This window comes from Funiculus sociatus GB2-C1 (assembly GCF_039962115.1).
GTDB classification, from domain to species: Bacteria; Cyanobacteriota; Cyanobacteriia; order Cyanobacteriales; family FACHB-T130; genus Funiculus; species Funiculus sociatus.
Window position 1 is genome coordinate 1 of sequence record NZ_JAMPKJ010000065.1, and the last position, 18,214, is coordinate 18,214.

The window sequence follows — 18,214 nt, forward strand, 5'->3', positions numbered from 1 at the left end:
GTATTTCATCAGATATTCTTATGAATCAGACTGCGTGATCGCTCACCCGTTTTTTGCGAGCGCCTTTGTTTAGACCCCATATTACCTCAGCATCGACTTTTGCAAGAGGTCTATTCTGCTGGCACCTGCCTCGCGCCGCCAGACGTGGGATGTGCTGGTCGGTGGGTACGGCCCCGATATTGCCTTAATCGACCAGACGCTGGCGCAGACGTTCAACCGCTACGCTGTAGACCCCACAAAGATTGCGATCGCGGGCTTCTCTGACGGGGCTTCCTATGCGCTTAGTGTCGGCATCACCAATGGCGACTTGTTCACCCATGTCATAGCGTTCTCGCCCGGTTTTATGGCACCAGCTTCACAGGTTGGCGAACCGCGCCTGTTCATCTCGCACGGTACGCGAGACTCTGTTTTACCGATCGATGTTTGCAGCCGTAAGATAGTGCCGCAGGTGCGGGGTGCTAGCTACGATGTGGTTTATCGGGAGTTCGACGGCCCCCACACAATTCCTCCTGCGATCGCAGACTCCGCACTGGACTGGTTCACGGCGTAGCAGGGTATTCTCGTAGAATCTAAATTTATCAACTCTGAATGAACACAAAAGGCACTGTAGTATTCGACATCATCGGCACCTGCTTCAGTTTGGACAAGCCCCGCCAGAGATTGGTAGAGCTGGGTGCGCCCTCTCATGCTCTCGAACTCTGGTTTGCCCAAACCTTACGGGATGCCTTCGCCCTCTCCCATGCAGGCAGCTACCGACCGCTCAAGGAAGTCCTAGAGGCAGAACTACCCCGGACGCTCAAGGTGTTGGGAATTGAGGCAGATGTTCAGATGCGAAGGACGCGATCGCGTCCCGCTTCGCTAACGCATGTAGTGAACGCTTTCTCCGAACTGGAACCCCAGCCTGCTGTCGTTAGAAGCCGAAAAGCTTCTAACGACAGCAGGCTGGAAGCTAGTCGCCCTCACCAACGGCAGTGAGGACTCCACCCACAAGCTGCTGGAACGAGCCAATGCTCTTGAGGACTTCGGCAGCATCTTCTGCTGTGATGCTATCCAAAAGACGAAGCCGCACCCGGATGTCTACGCCTTGGCGAAGCAGGATGTCAAGGGCGATATCTGGATGGTTGCTGCTCATGCCTGGGACATTGCAGGTGCCGCCTGCGCGGGTTTGCGAACTGCTTTCATTAATAAGGAGGAGAAGGACTATCTCGGTGTTTACCCGCAACCGGAGGTAGTCGCTAGTGATTTGGTTGAAGCAGCGAACCGGATCGTGGAGGGATGACACGCTCGTTAAGGTGAATAAAGTTGGCTATTGCCAGGAATTTATAAGACTTTCCTCTTCAACTGGTGCTTATCGAGAGTGCCATTGGGCTATTGTGGTACGGATCAAGTATGTGTTGATGTGTTGGGTTTCCTCCGTCAAGCCAACCTACAAGATATGCGATCGCAGACATGGTATAAGTGTTGGCAAAAAGCAGATGTTGGATTGACGCAGGAAACGCAATTTACAGGATATGCGATCGCACTAACGCCTAAACTCCCGTAGCAAACAATTCAAATCTATCTCTTCCTTACACTTAATTTCAATAAAATTAGCTGACCCTCATGCTTAACAGCAAGCGTTTGGCTATCTGGACTAAAAACATAACTGTCATATCCATTTTCATCTGGAGTCCAAAGTTCTTGTCCGTCTCGGCTCCACAACCTCAGCCCATCTTGGAAAACACCAGGACTGAAAACACCAGTACCAGGAAATTTACATATAGCAGCAATTATCTGGCCATTAGAGCTAAAAGAAACAGCCTCGCAAGAGTGATGGTCTATATTCTCAAGAATATTCCACAAGGATATTCTAGGCAAAGTTTGAATTCTCTTTCCATCTTCTGCATTCCAGAGCGTTACCCCGCTTGACCCAGCCGTAGCAACTATCTGGTTATCCGGACTCCAACTTATACCCTGACTCGTATAAGACATATCAAGATGTTTAAAGAAATATAGCAGTTTCCCCTGATAATTCCACAGTCTAGCCCCTTGAGGATGCAAGGTTAAGATAGCAGTATTATTTGAATTAGGTGCGACGTTGGCAGCCATTAAAGTTGATAAATTTCTAAGTAACTTTCCTTCTTGGCTCCATAAGTTTACGTTGCCACTATCGATAGTAATGATTGTTCTTCCATCTGGGCTAAAACTAACGTAGTCAAACGAGCCATAACCTTTAGTAGAAACTCTCAAAGGAGTAGTCAGACCGCTTCTCTTAAGAATCTGACGCTCCTCCCCAGAGCGACTCCAAAGCTTCACCTCTTGAGGACTAAGCGTAGCAATAGTTTGTCCGTCTAAGCTAAATCTGAAAGCCTCAATTGTTTCTTTGTGGTGAAGAGTCTGAATTTCCTCACCGTTAAGATTCCAGAGTTTCACTTCCTTGTTGCCACGAGCAACAATCATCTTCCCATCAGGATGAAAATCTACAACAGGAATATGATAATAATCCTGAGTTATGAAGGGTGATGTCCACAATTGCTTTCCTTGAGTGTTCCACAAAGTCACTCCAGTATTACTAGCAGTTACCATCAGTTGCCCATCTGGACTAAATACGAAACTCTTGATTTTAGCTTTTGTTGTATCAGATGATAATGTCCGAATTTGTTCTGCTTCAAGATTCCATAGGGTCACTTCGCGATCATTATAAGTAGCAATTATTTTTCCATCTGGGCTAAATAGGAAGCCGTTAATCACAGACTGATGTATTCGCCCAAGCTCAATAACTTTCCGAGTTTCACGAGTTTTAAAGTAAATCGTAGCAGCGATCGCAACTAGCGAAACTATAAATATAATTGAAAATTTTTTGCAATTAAGCATTCCAAAAACACCCGATTACAACTATAAATTGGTATTAGATTAATACCAATATAGACTTTTCTCTGGCTTGCCTCTGGATTTTTGGGAGCAACTCTGGAATCTTTACGAAAACTTTACCGGAGCGGTGCGATCGCTAAGCTTGCAGTGTATATCAGTGGAATGTAACACACCAGACTGATTTGAAGATAAAGCAATGAGCAATCGCCCCACTCATTTCAAGGTGAATAGACTAAAACATTTGTATCCCCGGAAATCCTGTGCCATAGCGATTAGAAAGTCTAGGCTCATGCACCGCTTTAATCTCGACCCTTTGCCTGTCTAACTTCTAAACTGCCGTCGTTCCTTTTGCAGTCTCTCGAACAACAAAATCAACCACATCCTCTAATAAACCAGTGCGCTTGTACAGGTCCCGTTGCCGTGCAGCACCGTTCCCTTGCTGCATCGTTTCCTGTGCGATCGCGTAGACTTCATCCCATTGCCCAAATTCTTCGATGGTGTTGATGCCGATTAGCGATCGCGGACTCCGCACTAGACTGGTTCACCGTAGAGTGTTCTGCGATCACGTTGGCATCAATTGCTGGATGCGCTGTGGCTCCTCTCCCAGCCAATCTAGATTCTGGGCAGTGCTGTCGAAAATTGATGAAGTTTTGAATGGCTCAAACTCGCCGCGTGATGCCGCTTCTGCCGTTTTTGCTAACAGCGATCGCACCTGATCCTCATTCATTGGCTGGAACGTCCGCACCGCCTCAAACGCTTGATCGAGAATCTCCATGCTGTCAATTCCCGTAATCACAACCGATGTAGGTAGATTCAGCGCATAGTGCAGACACTCAATTGGCGTTACCGTATTTGACCGTAACAAAATCCCGTTTGCCATGCTTTTCATGCCAAGAATGCCGATGTCCTGTTTAACCAGTTCTGGCACAACCAGCTTCCCAAAGCTTCGGTAGTGTGCATCCATCACATTGAGTGGCAACTGAGCTGCATCAAATTTAAACCCATAACTGGCTGCAACTTCCAGCATATGCAGATGAATCTGGGGGTCTTTGTGTCCAGTGAAGCCAATATATCGGAGTTTGCCAGCTTGCCGCGCCTCAATTAAGGCGGCATTTGCCCCTTCTGGATCGAAAACTCGATGTGGGTCCTCGAACCGGAGGATTTCGTGGTGCTGGACGAGATCGATGCAATCAACTTGCAGGCGTTGGAGTGATTCGTCTAGCTGTCTTGTGGCTTCTTTCTTGGAGCGACCGTCAATTTTTGTCATCAGGAATACTTTGTCTCGGTAGCCATCGCGGAGAGCTTTCCCCATGCGAATCTCGCTGACTCCACCGTTGTAATCCCAACTGTTATCCATAAAGGTGATGCCACGGTCGATCGCAGTGCGAACAATCCGGATACCCAGTTGCTCATCAACATACTTCAATCCAATGTGCCAACCACCCAATCCGATCGCAGAAACCCTCTCTCCTGTGCTGCCAAGAGTTCGGTATACCATTGCTGAGTTTGACGTACTTTCTGACATCTGTTCTCCTTGGCTGCCAGCTATTACTTAAGTGCATATAGCTATGAGCAAATTCAAACGCAAGGAAAAGTTCACAACATCTTGCTAGAGACACACTAGAACTGGGTATTGGTCATTCAGGAGGTGTGAGGTACATCATTGAGTTGATGCGTTACGCGATCGCTCGTGAACGCGAGATACCCAACTTTTTTAAAAAGTCGGGGAGCTGAACCGCTGATACCAGTGCTATCAGACTATGCTGCCAGTCGTGCTGAAATCTAGGAGGAGCATCCCTAGTCTAGACTTAGAGGGAGCTATGGAGTCTATAACCACAATGAGCTATCGCGATATTATTACGATTGAGCCAGATAAGCGAGGCGGTAAGCCCTGTGTGCGACGAATGCGAATCACAGTGTACGATGTGCTAGGGTGGCTTGCTGCTGGTATGTCCCATGCCGAGATTTTAGAAGACTTTCCTGAATTGACAGAAGAAGACATTAGAGCCTGCCTAGAATTTGCCGCCGATCGCGAACATCGTTTAGTTGCTTCGGTGGGTGCTGCTTGAAGCTACTTTTCGATCAAAATTTAAGTCGTAAGTTGGTAAGCCGATTGGCAGATATTTTCCCTGATTCCAGCCACGTTCAGTTTCACGGATTGGCAGAAAAGACGGATACTGAAATATGAGAATTTGCTAGTACGAACGATTGTTGTATCGTGACTCAAGATGCAGACTTTGCGGAAAGAAGCCGTCTGTATGGTTCTCCACCTAAAGTTGTATGGCTACGCTGCGGGAATGCACCAAGTAACCAAGTTGAAGCTTTAATTCGCTCTGGAGCAGAGGCAATTCAAGAGCTTTTGAACAACCCCACTTTACATTGCCTAGAACTGTACTAAAGAGTGATCTGGTCTAGTGTTCTCAACCAAATCGATTGATGCGCTACGCAAGAGGTAACGCAGCATATTAAAAAATATCAAAGTTTAGTGACCGATTGAAGATTTGCCAGACCCATGTGAAATAGGGCATCTTGTACAATCAATTCCGGCAAAACATCCTTGAACATTTCCACGGTCTGCTGAATCTGCTCGAAATCTTCGGGATTATCTAATAGATCGCGCACTTCCCGCTCACCAATCGCAACAGCGGGACGCAGACGACTGGCAGCTTGCTCTGCTCGGCGTACAATATCTTGCTTGAGAAGCTGATATTCTGGTCGCTTCCGCCACAGCTTGATGTCTTCCCATGCTGCCAGGAAAAATGGAGACCATCGGGCTAATGCCTGGTAGTCGGAGTTGACAATCGGTACACCCAGAGTTTGTTTGATGTCTCGATATACCTGTTGCATATCTGCCGACATCTCCCGAACAGACTGTTCCCCTATCAGTTGAATTTCTGTGTGCTGATATGAATTGGCTCCGCGACGAGCATTGCCATTGCCCTCCTGACCAACCACTTCGCCTGCTAGGGTTCGGCTCAAGGCAATTTGCTGAATCAGCAATTGGGGATTACCAAAGGTGAACGCATTCAGGACTCTCTGGATCTGATGCCGTTGTGCTTCGTCCATATCAATTTGATAGCCCGGTTGATACCAATCGCTGGTATCGCGGTAAATCTGCTCGGTAATCGCGATCGCACTTTCCAAGAATGATTCGGTTTGCGTCGCCGGTTTGAGACGCTCCCAAAACAACTGCATCACCGATGGATACATGGCATAAGCACGCCAGGAAGCCGGTGTCCAAGGAATGCCTAACGTGGATTGAATCTCGCTTAAACCAGCTTGAATTTCAGCGGGTGCGTGGGACGGTTCGATCAACGGGAATGCTGATTGGTCGTCTTCTGCGATCGCTGGTTCCGGCGATGGCGATGGCGATCGCGCAGTAATTCCAGAGGATTCAGCCTCTGTTGCGGAGGCTTGTTGTGCTTCTACCTGTTCATGCGATTGCGCGTAGCGCACCAGCGAAGCTGATCGCTCAGTTTCAACCTGCCCATTTGCTCCCGCGCCATCTGCCTTCTCGGTTGCAATCTCGTTGTTTCGACGTGCCGCTCGTTCGCTCAAGGTGGTTAACACGGAAGGCGACAGAAATGAGTGACTGTCTTTTCCCAAAGCGCGTTCGGTACCAATGCCACCTGTTCCAGGTAACAACCGATTCGCCCAACCCAGCAGAGTGGAATTAAGTCCTGGAAAGAGTGCAAAGAGTTTGGCACTTAACCAAGCTGGAAATGGCACAATTACCTCTGCATCACCATGTCGAAATGCAGCAATGGTGTGACGAGCAACATTTTCAGCACTGGTCGATATCAAGGGCAAGGAATCAGCAATGCTGAACCAGGTATACTCCTTGCGGTGCTGACCTTTGAACATAGCGTGGTCTATCACGCCTGTGCGGATGAAACCGGGACATACTGTTGTTACAGGAATCCCGTCTTTTGCCAGTTCTGCCCGCATCCCTTCAGACAAACCCGTTAAGGCAAATTTGCTGGCACAATACGCCAACATATGTGGGGAAACTACCTTGCCACCGATGGAAGAGATATTCACGATGCGCCCAGCTTTTCGTTGACGCATTTCCGGCAGAACTGCATACGTGGTGTATAGCGGTGCCCAGAAATGCAGCTTCATCAAGTCGTCGTAGTCCTCCATCGTCAATACGTCCATTGGCGCTACTAGGTCGGTGCCTGCGTTGTTGATGAGGACATCAATCTGACCGAAGCGATCGCCTACCTGCTGCACCATCTGCTCAACTTGGGATTTATTCGTGACATCGCAAGGCAAAGCCAATACTTGTCCACCCTGCTGCTCTAATTCATTACGCGCCCTTTCCAGTTCTGCGCGATCGCGCGCACAAATTGCCAAACGCGCTCCTTGCTGCACCAACTGGCGTGCCATCACCAAACCCAGTCCGCGAGAACCCCCCGTCAGCAGCACCGTCTTGCCTGCGAGATCGTATTGATGATGTTCGCGCCACCATCTTCTCACCACCCAAAGCACGACGAGCAAAGCGCCGACGCTCATTGCAATAAGAATAAGAGAATTCTGATTATCCATAGGAGATTTACGCTGATTCCTGCACTACTGAACTATTTGCATCTCGTTGGGCTTAAATACCTCAGATGTGCCGTAGTCTCGGTATGCTAAACCGCTGCGTTCACCTTGACCCCAAGAGACTTAACGCTGAATTTGTGCATCTCCACCGTAGATAGGAACCAGACAGGGGATGCAGCCTTTCAGCCGTTAACATCCTCAATCCTAGAAGGCTAGACTTCTCCTCTCCTCTGACTAATGGGTTGTGATACTGAAGCGACTGCTGAGTCTAATGGGAGAAGTTAGTCTTAAGTTGGAATGTACTCGTGAATACAATTGTTGAGCTTTTGGGTGGGTTAAACCAGCCAAAAGCTCAGATATACCTGAAGCCGATATAATCAAGCTAACCAGGAGGCAGACCAGGAATCTAAGTGCTGGTAAAAAGGCTCTCAAGAAGACTAACTGCACTTCGGTGCTTGGTGTCCTTGTATCGGTTACTGTGTATCGATTACTGTGTGTTCTCTGCGGTGTCCTTGTCGCCGCGTCCGAGTAGGGTGCGAGTAGCAGCCATAACTTCAGGCGCTGCCAACACTAGGGACGCGAACGTGCAAAGCGTTGCCACTTGACAGTACTCGCAAAATGCTTTGTTCTCGCTCCACTCTTCACGAGCTAGCTCGACATTCGTCACCGCATCTATCAGGATCTTTATACCCATTGCAATTGGTAATATCGGGTTGCGCCTAGCGCGATCCAGACCACCAGCGGAAGCCAGCCAAGCAGTGATGGCGTAAGTAAACACCATTATCGGGCCATCGGGCGAGTTAAATTTGTCGTAAGCGTAGTTAGATGCGTCAACGCGGTCTGCATCAAAAAGCTTTTGTCCGGGAGGATCGGGTAGGTGGCTAACAATCCCGGTTTGGTATAGCGTCACCAGCTGTCCCATCGAACCTCCCAGCATAGACAAGCCGATAATCGCTCGCCGACGGCTCATGTGAGGGTTTTGTCCTTTCCGCAATTCCTGACTTAGTTGTTGTGGCTCCATGAAGCGCAATCCTTTATAACCTATGCGTTGACACGATTGCATCAGCTTGCACGGAGCTTTCCACCGACGAATAGAATACGCAGTATGTATTCTATTTGTCAGCGATCGCGCCCGGAGCTGATAGTCGAATAAATTGTTTACCATTTTCACGAATCGGTTTGATGCGTACCTCTTACGCTGGAGGTACTTCTTCAACGCTGCGTTTGATAGGTTGTGGTATTCAAGGGTACAAACTGGCTTAATATCAGATTCTTTTTCCTCCCACGATTCTCCGTTGGTTTAAGCGGAAACTCCCCTAAGGTAAGAGGTTAGTTAGCAAGCAAACAACTACTATTTAAAAGATTAGAAAATTTAGAAACTTTTATAAGTGTCTTTACCCACAGGGAGGGTTAATTTTATGGTGTCGTCTCAAGCTCAAGCTAAACGCATTTTATTGGTTGATGATCTAGAGGATAATGTATCCCTCCTAGAGGCGATTTTGGCGGAAGAAGGGTATGAGATTGATAGCGCTAGAAATGGTAAGTCAGCGTTAGCCAAGATAGAAGCATCGCCACCGGACTTAATATTGATGGATGCCATGATGCCAGGAATGGATGGCTATGAAGTAACTCGCCGTGTTCGGGAAAATACGAAACTTCCTTTTATTCCGATTCTGATGATTACAGCAAGTGAGAATGCTAGTATCCCTCAAGGATTAGAGCTAGGAGCTAATGACTTCATTCGGAAGCCGATTGATTTTGAGGAGTTAATGGCAAGAATTAAAGCATCTTTACGATTGAAAACCATCGTTAATCCTGCTCAATAATTTCAAGAATTATACAAGTTAGAGAAAAAACAGATAAAACCAAAACTCAAGAAATTGATTCCAGGGTTTTCACTTCTAGCGGCAAGATGACGGTGAAGGTGGAGCCAACTCCAACCTCGGATGCCAGCTCAATTTTGCCTTGCATTAGGTTTACCAGTTGCGCGACAATTGCCAAACCTAAGCCAGTGCTATCGGGTATGCGATCGCTAGTTCCAGCTTGAAAGAAGGGGTCAAAAACCCGCGCCTGGTCTTCTGGAGAAATCCCAACTCCGGTGTCGCTCACTGCAATAGACCAGCGGTTATCAGATAGCATCTGACACGTTAATTGGACACTTCCTGTCTCTGTGTAGCGAATCGCGTTGCTTAGAAGATTCGTGACAATTTGCTGTAATCGCAAAGGGTCTGTTAGCACTTTTTCAGGAGCGCGTGTATCAAAACTATCGGCACTAGCCGAATCACAATCGACCACAATTTGTAGCTCTTTGGCAGCAGCCAAAGGCTCCAACATTTCAACTACATTGTTGATTAAAGAGCGTACATCTATTCGTTCTGGGTGCAGTTCTATTTTCCCTGCTGAATACCGGGAGATTTCCAGGGTATCGTTGATCAGGCGCAGTAAGTGTCTGCTATTGCGTAGCACTCGCTCAATGTGTTCCAGATTCGGGAAATTGTCTTGAACTTCAACATTCTTTCGTGAAGAGCGTAACATCAGCTCCGAGTAGCCAATAATCGAATTCAGAGGATTTTTAAGTTCGTGGGCTAGTTGAGAGAGATTATCCTGATTCGCTTTTACCAAGCGAGTTAGTTCTTGATTGGTTAACTCTACCTGACTTTGCACCTGCTGTAGTTCTTGCAATCGCTCCTCTACATAACTTTTGAAGCATTGGGCGATCGCTTCGTCGATGGTCGCGTCAATCACATTGTAAGCTCGCATCACTTCGGGAACCGTACCCTCTAGTAAATCTGCCTCTAAAGTGGAAAAGATCGTCTGTCGCAGTAGACGATACTCTCGCGCAATTTCTGTAGGAGCGAAACCTTGTTCAGCCCGCAGAACGCCATGATGCAAGCTGTTCTCAACGATGGACTGAATATCGTTTTCCTGCGACTGGCAAAGCACAGTTGCCATCGCCTTTAGCACATCGGGAATATGATTCTGTATAGCTGAGCGGGGTAAATCGTCAGTGCTGGAAATCTGCCTATCCGAACGGATTGCTTCAACCCAGTTTTTGGCGATCGCGTCTATTTTTTCAACGAGCAATTGGCTAAAATCCATTGTGGCAAGAGGCGTGGGGAGGACAGGTCAAAAACCTTCTTGGCATCATTCTACATTGAGCGATCGCGAAGTTTAGTCGGTCGAGTAGACTTTAAAAAATTTTTCCCCAGGTTCAGCACCGCTTTCAGACCTTTGTATTCAAAAGTACAAAGCTGCTTAACATTATGTCCTTTCTATAGGTAGAGGATTAAAGAAATTACTAGGTTTAGTTTAGTCTATGGCTTGTTTTGTAAATTGAACATTTTGATGTATGAATGAATATAAAACTTTTTTTAGAAAACTGTTTTATACTAAAAAAGCTCCCAAGAAATGTCTTGGCAAGCTTTATTAATCCTTTGAGGATGTTTGGAAAGTAGATAATTTTACAAACAACCTCTAAAAAATCTAAACCCACTATCTATGTGAGTCAAAGGCAACTCTAAGAGTTACTCAGACTTTTTGAGCTGAGTATTCCGGATTGTATTGAAATATCCCTCCCAAAATTGCTTCTGAGTTTCGATGGAGAGACGAGCCACTAAAGCCTGGAATTGCAGAGAACTTGTCAGCACTTCTTCCTGAAATTTCAGAGTCTTATCGAAAGTCTCCCGGTAATTTTGCGTGTTGAAACCTTGCATAGTCGGCATGGTAGAATTCCAGCTCTTAAAAATACCACTCTGTAATTCGCTTAACTGCCTGGTAAATTGCTCAAAATTATTTGCCCAATCCATTACTGTTACTCCTTTTACTTTTTTACTTGGATGCTGATTGTCTTGATCCACCATCTTAATCAAATAATAATTGGTAATTAGCTCTAATGGATGATTTATAAATAAAGTAATTTTTTTAAGTTTGTTGTAAATAGAAATTAAAAAGATCGTCTTTTGATTTTTAGCGTGGAAACTTTGCTAAAAATCACTCTATGACAGTTAGATAAGCGGAGAAATATGGGTTGAGTCAGTCCCATAAAGCTATAAAGAACTGATAGCTTTAGCTCGACTTTGTATAAATAATGAAACCTTCCTAAAACTAAGGAAATTAGCCTCAATAAACATCCCGCTTTAAGTTGGTATATCTGGACGACGTGACATTGTAAAAAATAATGAGGATGTATGCAAGAAGCCTATATTGTCTCGGCAGTACGCACGCCGCTTGGTCGGTTTGGAGGTGCCTTAGCGGGTTTTTCCCCAGTAGAATTAGGTGCCCACGTCATGCAAGCGGCGTTGGATCGGGCGGAAGTTTCGGGGGAAGCTTTAGACCTGTATATCTTTGGTAACGTACTCAGGGCGGGACACGGGCAGTCATTACCCCGTCAGGCAGCTTTCAAAACCGGGATTCCCCAGACGGTGAACGGGTATGCAGTGGATATGGTGTGTTCGTCGGGAATGATGAGCGTGATGAACGCCGCCACGGCTATCCGCTCTAGGGAAGCGGAAATGGTACTTGCGGGTGGTATGGAATCCATGTCCCAGACAGGGTTTTTCCTATCGCATCGAGCCAGATGGGGGTATAAAATGCTACTGGGTGCGCCAGAGCAACTCAGCGATATTTTGCTTTACGACGGTCTTACCGATTCCACGACCGGCGAAACGATGGGAGAGCAAGCTGAGCGGCTGGCAGAAGCTTACCAAGTGACGCGGGATGATTTGGACGAAGTAGCGCTATATTCACAAGCTAGGGCAGCGATCGCAACCGAGAACGGCTGGTTCAACAAGGAGATCGCACCAATAAAAATAGAGGGCAAAAAAGGATTGCAACTCGTGGACAAAGATGAGGGAATTCGCCCCGAAACCACCTTGCAGAGCCTTGCCAAGCTAAAGCCTGCTTTTAGGGAAGATGGGGTGTTCACGGCTGGAAACAGCAGTCAGATATCCGATGGAGCCGCAGGTTTAGTTTTGGCAAGCAAAACGGCGGTAGAACGCTATAAGCTCAAACCTATAGCTCGCATCCTTGGGGGAGCGTCGATAGGTGGAGAAACTTGGCGCTTCCCAGAAGTTCCGATTCTGGCAGTCAACAAGCTTTTAGACAAGCTCAAGATGAGAATCTACGACTTTGACTTGTTCGAGAACAACGAGGCTTTTGCTTTAAGCAGCGTGCTGTTCAACCGAAAGCTGGGCATTCCTTACGAGAAGCTGAATGTCTATGGAGGAGCGATCGCGCTGGGGCATCCCATCGGCGCTTCCGGGGCGCGAATCATCGTCACCCTGCTCAACGCCTTGCAGGAGCGAAATGGGCAGATGGGACTGGCATCGGTGTGTCATGGTACTGGTGGCGGGACTGCGATCGCAATTGAGCGGCTTTGATAATTGACACTTCCAAGACATTTAGAGGATGTTTGAACTATCTATGTGACGCTGAAATCTTGGAGATCCCCCCAGTCCCCTTTTTAAGGGAGGGAAATCTTCAAAGTCCTCCTTTTTAAGGAGGATTTAGGAGGATCTCTAACCCATAGCGTTTGGAAAAGCACTTTTCAAACATCCTCTTACAACTTGGAGCCGTAGAATTCTTGGTTCTGTAACCGATCCAGCTTTTTGTGAGCTAAACCAAAACATCTAACCTGGGCTAGGTGGAAGAGAACTGGATTAACGACAAAATCAAGATATTCAAGGTTTTTGTCGCTTGAAATAACCCATTTCCAAAACTAAGGTAATGGTGTTCGTTCGGGTTCTCAAAGCAAGGGGTGAACAACACCTCTAATAGCTCTGTGAGCAATATTTGGGTAACTTGTATTGAGCTACATTACCTCTGCCGTGAAGCGGGTATCAATCAGATTATTTTCCTACAGGATAACAAAGCATGGTTACAACAATAGACGATACAAAGCGGATGGCGATTGGCGAAAGATTGGCAGACCTGAGAGCCTTTCAAAGTTTAATCATCTCTAACGATCAAAAACTCATAGATGCCTGCCCTTATGAAGATGTTCGCGAACGTCTCCAAAATATGCTTTCTGATGACCAGAAAAATCTGGGCATTATAGACACTGTAATCGTTCAATACGGCATTCAATCTGAACCGAGTGCTGCAACCAAGATATTTATTCCGCAGTTTGAGCAAATGATGTCAGGTGATGAGTTTACCTATTATCAGAAACTCATTCACCACGAACTGATGAAGCATGGTCAAGCCATGAGTGGAATCATGATCCACAAAGCCGCTCAGGTTGTAGGGGCTGATATTGAAGTGGCAATTGGGCCTCTGAATACTGTCAACTTCGAGGGTCGCGCTCACCAAGAACAGCTCAAAGGGATGCTCGAACAGGTGGGAGTCCGCGAAATGACGGGTCAAGACGCACATCAGGGACTCTGGGCAAGGGTGCAAGATGCAGTTGCCGCCCTATCGGGTGTAGCTGGTAGCATAACTACCCAAAACACTGACAAGCAAGATATGAATATCCAGACCCTTATCCGGCTGGATCATGAGAAAGTGAATACACTTTTCACTGAAGTTGGAGCGACGAAAGATCCTCAAAAGCTCCAAGAGTATTTCGGGCAAATCTACAAAGATTTATTAACACACGCTCAAGCAGAAGAAGAAGTAGTGTACCCGAAAGTACGTTCGTTCTACGGCGATGACAACACTCAAGAGCTTTACAATGAGCAAGCGCAAATGAAGCAGATGCTCGATGAAATTAAGGCGATTGACCCTGCTAATGCCGACGGGTTCAGATCAAAAATTAAAGACTTGATGGATGTTGTTGGCGACCACATTCGCCAAGAAGAATTTACGATGTTCACGGCAATTGACAGAAATTGCAGCGCTGAGCAGAAAGAGCAAATGGCTACTGAATTCAAAGCTGCTAAGAGCAAGATTCAGCAAGAAATGTCAGCCTAATTGCAATAATTCACGACTCCTATAGCAGTCCTAAATGATTCGTGAAGCCGAGATCCCCGACTTCTCAAAGAAGTCGGGGATCTGAACCGCTGACGCATAACATTGATAAACATTTGTTGGGTTTCACTGTCGCTCAACTACAACTGCAAATATTGGCGCTAAGCGGCGAAGACACTGGAATTAGTAATAGAAATAGGGGTGAAAGTGGCTCATGGTGTCTTTGGGACTGGAAGATAAAGTCGTCTTGGTAACGGGTGGTAGTCGAGGGATAGGAGCCGCTATCGTCAGTCTCTTGGAGGAGCTGGGAGCTAAGGTAGCTTACACCCAGCGCAGTATTAGCTCTACCAATGGTCAGCATGGAGCGATCGCAATCCAAGCTGATGTAACCGACAAGGCAGCGATGGAAGCAGTAGCAGAACAGGTTGAACAGAAACTAGGGTCGATTTATGGAATTGTGGCGAATGCTGGGATTACCCAAGACAACTTTTTTCCCAAACTGACGACCCAAGACTGGGATGCCGTAATTGACACTAACTTGAAAGGAGTTTACTACACCTTGATGCCCGTTATCCCCAAAATGTACGAGCGGAAAGAAGGCTCTGTGGTTTGCATTAGCTCGATTTCGGGTGAACGGGGAAACATCGGTCAAACTAACTACGCCGCAACCAAGGCAGCTGTGATTGGTTTAACCAAGTCCCTCGCTTTAGAAGCGGCTCGTTATGGGGTACGAGTCAACGCTGTATCACCGGGATTTATTGAGACTGATATGGTTAAGTCGGTTCCAGATAAGGTGAAAGAGCGCATTGTGTCCGAGATTCCGCTTCGTCGCTTCGGTAAGCCAGAGGAGGTTGCTTGGGCAGTTGCATTCCTGCTTTCGCCGAGCGCTAGCAGCTACGTTACTGGCGAAGTGGTGAGAGTCAACGGCGCTCATCACACTTGAGGGCAATAGCGATCGCATTGGGTTGAATGCCCATTCAATACTAATAATTAAACTTCATTATTTAGACAGGATTGGAGCCAAGCGTGAAAACCGAAGTTGAAGAGCGGCGAATCAATGTAAGCGGTTTAAGTATCCGCTACTTTAAAGCAGGCGATGATGGTCTACCGTTAGTGCTGCTACATGGAGATAGTGCCAGCGCTCTTGATTGGTCTTGGGTGCTTCCCAAGCTGGGAGCTACCTATCGCGTCTATGCGCCGGACTTTCCCGGTTTTGGTGATAGTGCCAAACCATCCCTTGAGTATACGCCAGAGTTTCTTAAGCAGTTCTTGGTCGATTTTCTGGACGCGCTTGGAATTGAGCGGGCGGTGTTGGTTGGCAACTCCCTAGGCGGTCAGGTTGCATTACGCTTTGCCCTATCCCGTCCCGAACAAGTCGCAGCTTTGGTGCTGGTAGATAGTTCCGGACTTGGTTACGCAGTCACCCCGTTACTGTCCCAGTTAACTTTACCTGGGTATGGGGATGTAGCGATCATTGGGTGCCAAACGCCTCCTGGTGCTAAGATGCGGTCTTGGTTACGAGCGACACTGTTTTTCGCCCATCCCGCGCAGGCTCCCGCGGTGTGGATAGCAGAGCAAGAGCGAATGTCTCAGATGCCTGGTTTTCTTCAAGCTACTCTGACCTCGTTGCGCGCCCAGCTGAATGTATTTGGACAGCATCAAGTGTTTCTCGACTCTCTAGGAGAGTTACCGATGCCGACTCTTGTCGTGTGGGGGACGGAGGATGTGGTTCTCCCGAAAGAGCAAGCTCACGACGCGGTTAGCCGCCTAAAGCAAGGACACCTCGCCTTGATCCCCGATTGCGGTCACTTACCCCATGTCGAACGTCCGGAAATTTTCAGTGCTGAGTTGAGCCAGTTTCTCGCTGGAGTTGGTGCTTAGAAAACTGTCAACCCTGCGGCTGATGTAGGCACGCTTGCTCTGGCTTATTTATTGGGTAGAAGTTGAACTCGTAGATTTCAATTAAATCAAGCATTTCTAGATTGACTTCACCTTATAGGTGAAGAATTTTTAATGAGGACTTTAAGGAGTAGCATTGATGCAACTGAAGCCAATCAATCAGCAGGTCGTTGCAGTCGTGGGAGCGAGCAGCGGCATTGGGCGGGAGACAGCCCTCCAGTTTGCTAAAAAAGGGGCAAAGGTGGTAGTTTCATCTCGCAGTGAGTCGAAGCTAGCGTCCTTGGTAGAAGAGATTCGGGGCTTTGGTGGTGAGGCAACTGCTATCGTCGCCGATGTGACGGTATTCGAGCAGGTCAAAGAGATCGCAGACCGTACCGTAGAGGTGTATGGGCGACTCGATACCTGGGTGCATTGCCCCGCGATTGCTGTTTATGCCGCTTTCGAGAAGACAAAACCAGAAGAGTTCAAGCGCGTCATCGATGTAGGGCTGATCGGGCAGGCATACGGTGCAATGGCAGCCCTCCCCCATCTCAAACGTGAGGGGCGAGGGGCGCTGATCCATCTCTCTTCAGTCTTGGGCAGGCGAAGTCTTCCGCTTCAGAGTTCCTACTGCACGGCAAAGCACGGTATGGAGGGATTCATCGAATCCCTGCGCGTCGAACTGCAACATGAGAAAATACCTATCAGCGTCACGAGTGTCAAACCCGCTGCCGTCAACACACCTCTGTACAACAATGCCCTCACCCGGCTAGGTGTGAAGCCAGCCAGCCTACCGCCTTTCTACGAACCCAGCCTGGTAGCTGACGCGGTTCTCTACGTTGCCGAACATCCAACTCGTGACTTCCTGGTTGGGGATGCGGCTAGAACGCTAGATTTGCTTCAACGGATTTCGCCGGGACTGGTAGATGCCATATTGCAACGGGTTGCCTTCAAACTCCAGCGCACCGACGAGCCAAAGTCAGACGATGCGCCAAGCAATCTTTACGAGTCTATCCCAGCCAATGACAGGGTTAAAGGAGATTTTAGCAACTTAGCGATACCGAGCGTTACCGACTGGCTGGATAAAAATCCCGTTTTCAAGTGGGGTGCCTTGGCAGGTGTTGTTGCACTCGGAGCGGCCCTGTTAACCCTGCCAACAGAAGTCACTCTCCCTCACTAGCTGCTGTTGAGCGTTCGGCATCTTCAGTCTCTTCTTGATAGTCCTTTGCTTCTGCTTCTTCCGACAGCGGCGAAATAATTAGAGGGTTGCTTGCCGAATCGCCTAGATTAACATAGGCATCTGGAGCTGGCATCGATGGTGTATCTGGTGTATCAATGTTTCCAGTGATTTCTAGGTCTATTGGTCTGGTGTCGGGATCTGGGAAGTATAACGTTTATTTCGCTATTGCTTAGTATGATGTAATTATTGAAAAGTTGATTTTGTAGATTGCAATTAGACCAAATGTTCTAGAAAAACTTTACCTTTAGAGGTGAAGTTTTTGGCATAAAAACTTTAAGGAGTTGCATTAAGGCAACTAAAATCAATAAATTAGCTGGTTGTTGCCGTCGTTGGGGCGAGCAGCGGCATCGGGCGCGAGACAGCCCCTCAGTTTGCTCGTCGTGGGGCAGAGCTAGTATGTCTCGGCTCGTAGTGAGTCGAAGCTAACGTCCTTGGTGGACGAGATTCGTACCTCTGGAGGTGAAGCAACGGCTGTGGTAGCGGATGTGTCGGTATTCGAGCAGGTCAAAGCGATCGCAGACCGTACTGTAGAGGTGTACGGGCGGCTCGATACATGGGTAGATTGCCCCGCTATTAGAGCTGATTCGTAAAGAAAAGCTTAAGTGGTCAATCACTTGAGCATAAGGCGGATTAGTGAGCCATAAATCATCGCTTCACGCAAGTGAGTGTACAACTCATAATCCTGGCTCAATCGCCGAAACCGATTAAGCCAGCCGAAGGTACTGTACATTAACGAGCTATTTGTCAGGTAAAAACATTTGTTGTCTTGCTCGAAATACTTGTATTACCAAGCTT

At 47.5% G+C, this 18,214-nt stretch carries 19 protein-coding genes and 3 pseudogenes; 13 read left to right on the plus strand and 9 right to left on the minus strand.

The annotated features are described in order from the left end of the window. Nucleotides 1-151: 151 nt before the first annotated feature. From NDI42_RS23085 to NDI42_RS23100, 4 genes are all read left to right on the plus strand, one after another. Nucleotides 152-550, plus strand: a complete 399-nt coding sequence (locus tag NDI42_RS23085) for an alpha/beta hydrolase (RefSeq protein ID WP_199311376.1) — start codon at nt 152-154, stop codon at nt 548-550. Nucleotides 551-588: 38 nt separating this feature from the next. Continuing rightward, the gene (locus tag NDI42_RS23090; protein WP_190458984.1) at nt 589-975 is read left to right on the plus strand and encodes an HAD family hydrolase; all 387 of its coding nucleotides are present in this window, start codon (nt 589-591) and stop codon (nt 973-975) included. Continuing rightward, nucleotides 905-1,279 (plus strand): HAD-IA family hydrolase, encoded by a 375-nt coding sequence (locus tag NDI42_RS28960; RefSeq protein ID WP_399317942.1) that lies wholly within the window; start codon nt 905-907, stop codon nt 1,277-1,279. The genes NDI42_RS23090 and NDI42_RS28960 overlap by 71 nt, the downstream gene beginning before the upstream one ends. A 78-nt stretch (nt 1,280-1,357) precedes the next feature. Then, nucleotides 1,358-1,543, plus strand: coding sequence for a hypothetical protein (locus tag NDI42_RS23100; RefSeq protein ID WP_190458986.1), 186 nt, complete (start codon nt 1,358-1,360; stop codon nt 1,541-1,543). 14 nt (nt 1,544-1,557) lie between these two features. Here the strand turns inward: NDI42_RS23100 and NDI42_RS23105 are convergent, their stop codons facing one another. The 3 genes from NDI42_RS23105 to NDI42_RS23115 form a co-directional block, all read right to left on the minus strand. Continuing rightward, nucleotides 1,558-2,853, minus strand: a complete 1,296-nt coding sequence (locus tag NDI42_RS23105; RefSeq protein WP_190458988.1) for a WD40 repeat domain-containing protein — start codon at nt 2,851-2,853, stop codon at nt 1,558-1,560. Nucleotides 2,854-3,178: 325 nt separating this feature from the next. Beyond that, complete coding sequence (locus NDI42_RS23110; protein ID WP_190458990.1) at nt 3,179-3,382, minus strand: hypothetical protein; 204 nt, start codon at nt 3,380-3,382, stop codon at nt 3,179-3,181. Between the two features lie 30 nt (nt 3,383-3,412). After that, nucleotides 3,413-4,375 carry an aldo/keto reductase gene (locus tag NDI42_RS23115; RefSeq protein ID WP_190458992.1) on the minus strand — a complete coding sequence of 321 codons (963 nt, stop codon included), beginning with the start codon at nt 4,373-4,375 and terminating at the stop codon, nt 3,413-3,415. 313 nt (nt 4,376-4,688) lie between these two features. Between NDI42_RS23115 and NDI42_RS23120 the strand changes: the two genes are divergently transcribed. Continuing rightward, nucleotides 4,689-4,919, plus strand: coding sequence for a DUF433 domain-containing protein (locus NDI42_RS23120; RefSeq protein ID WP_190458993.1), 231 nt, complete (start codon nt 4,689-4,691; stop codon nt 4,917-4,919). Beyond that, nucleotides 4,916-5,248, plus strand: a pseudogene (locus NDI42_RS23125) (DUF5615 family PIN-like protein). The gene NDI42_RS23120 and the pseudogene NDI42_RS23125 overlap by 4 nt, the downstream one beginning before the upstream one ends. Before the next feature lie 77 nt (nt 5,249-5,325). Here NDI42_RS23125 and NDI42_RS23130 read toward each other — a convergent pair. Then, nucleotides 5,326-7,398, minus strand: a complete 2,073-nt coding sequence (locus tag NDI42_RS23130) for an SDR family NAD(P)-dependent oxidoreductase (protein WP_190458995.1) — start codon at nt 7,396-7,398, stop codon at nt 5,326-5,328. A 484-nt stretch (nt 7,399-7,882) separates the two neighbouring features. Further along, a complete protein-coding gene (locus tag NDI42_RS23135) occupies nt 7,883-8,416 on the minus strand; it encodes a vitamin K epoxide reductase family protein (protein WP_190459035.1) in 534 nt (177 codons plus the stop codon). Between the two features lie 397 nt (nt 8,417-8,813). Between NDI42_RS23135 and NDI42_RS23140 the strand changes: the two genes are divergently transcribed. Further along, the gene (locus tag NDI42_RS23140) at nt 8,814-9,221 is read left to right on the plus strand and encodes a response regulator transcription factor (protein WP_190436563.1); all 408 of its coding nucleotides are present in this window, start codon (nt 8,814-8,816) and stop codon (nt 9,219-9,221) included. A 46-nt stretch (nt 9,222-9,267) separates the two neighbouring features. Here NDI42_RS23140 and NDI42_RS23145 read toward each other — a convergent pair whose 3' ends face one another. Then, entirely contained in the window at nt 9,268-10,494 is a 1,227-nt protein-coding gene (locus tag NDI42_RS23145; RefSeq protein ID WP_190458997.1) for a sensor histidine kinase, read from the minus strand. 425 nt (nt 10,495-10,919) lie between these two features. Then, nucleotides 10,920-11,201 carry a hypothetical protein gene (locus tag NDI42_RS23150; protein WP_190458999.1) on the minus strand — a complete coding sequence of 94 codons (282 nt, stop codon included), beginning with the start codon at nt 11,199-11,201 and terminating at the stop codon, nt 10,920-10,922. A gap of 381 nt (nt 11,202-11,582) precedes the next feature. Here NDI42_RS23150 and phaA point away from each other — a divergent pair, with 381 nt between their 5' ends. From phaA to NDI42_RS23175, 5 genes are all read left to right on the plus strand, one after another. Further along, complete coding sequence (gene phaA, locus NDI42_RS23155; protein ID WP_190459001.1) at nt 11,583-12,773, plus strand: acetyl-CoA acetyltransferase PhaA; 1,191 nt, start codon at nt 11,583-11,585, stop codon at nt 12,771-12,773. A gap of 493 nt (nt 12,774-13,266) precedes the next feature. Beyond that, nucleotides 13,267-14,304 (plus strand): hemerythrin domain-containing protein, encoded by a 1,038-nt coding sequence (locus tag NDI42_RS23160; RefSeq protein WP_190459003.1) that lies wholly within the window; start codon nt 13,267-13,269, stop codon nt 14,302-14,304. 211 nt (nt 14,305-14,515) lie between these two features. Beyond that, nucleotides 14,516-15,244 carry an acetoacetyl-CoA reductase PhaB gene (gene phaB / locus NDI42_RS23165; protein ID WP_190459005.1) on the plus strand — a complete coding sequence of 243 codons (729 nt, stop codon included), beginning with the start codon at nt 14,516-14,518 and terminating at the stop codon, nt 15,242-15,244. Between the two features lie 83 nt (nt 15,245-15,327). Continuing rightward, nucleotides 15,328-16,182, plus strand: coding sequence for an alpha/beta fold hydrolase (locus tag NDI42_RS23170; protein ID WP_190459006.1), 855 nt, complete (start codon nt 15,328-15,330; stop codon nt 16,180-16,182). A 157-nt stretch (nt 16,183-16,339) separates the two neighbouring features. Next, the gene (locus NDI42_RS23175) at nt 16,340-17,359 is read left to right on the plus strand and encodes an SDR family oxidoreductase (RefSeq protein ID WP_190459008.1); all 1,020 of its coding nucleotides are present in this window, start codon (nt 16,340-16,342) and stop codon (nt 17,357-17,359) included. Here NDI42_RS23175 and NDI42_RS23180 read toward each other — a convergent pair. Continuing rightward, nucleotides 17,343-17,492, minus strand: coding sequence for a hypothetical protein (locus NDI42_RS23180; protein WP_199311378.1), 150 nt, complete (start codon nt 17,490-17,492; stop codon nt 17,343-17,345). The genes NDI42_RS23175 and NDI42_RS23180 overlap by 17 nt on opposite strands. A 240-nt stretch (nt 17,493-17,732) precedes the next feature. On the opposite strand from NDI42_RS23180, the pseudogene NDI42_RS23185 reads away from it, so the two are divergent. Further along, a pseudogene (locus tag NDI42_RS23185) lies at nt 17,733-17,994 on the plus strand (SDR family NAD(P)-dependent oxidoreductase); the annotation flags it as partial. Between the two features lie 35 nt (nt 17,995-18,029). Here the strand turns inward: NDI42_RS23185 and NDI42_RS23190 are convergent. After that, nucleotides 18,030-18,140, minus strand: a pseudogene (locus tag NDI42_RS23190) (IS5/IS1182 family transposase); the annotation flags it as partial. Between the last annotated feature and the right edge of the window lie 74 nt (nt 18,141-18,214).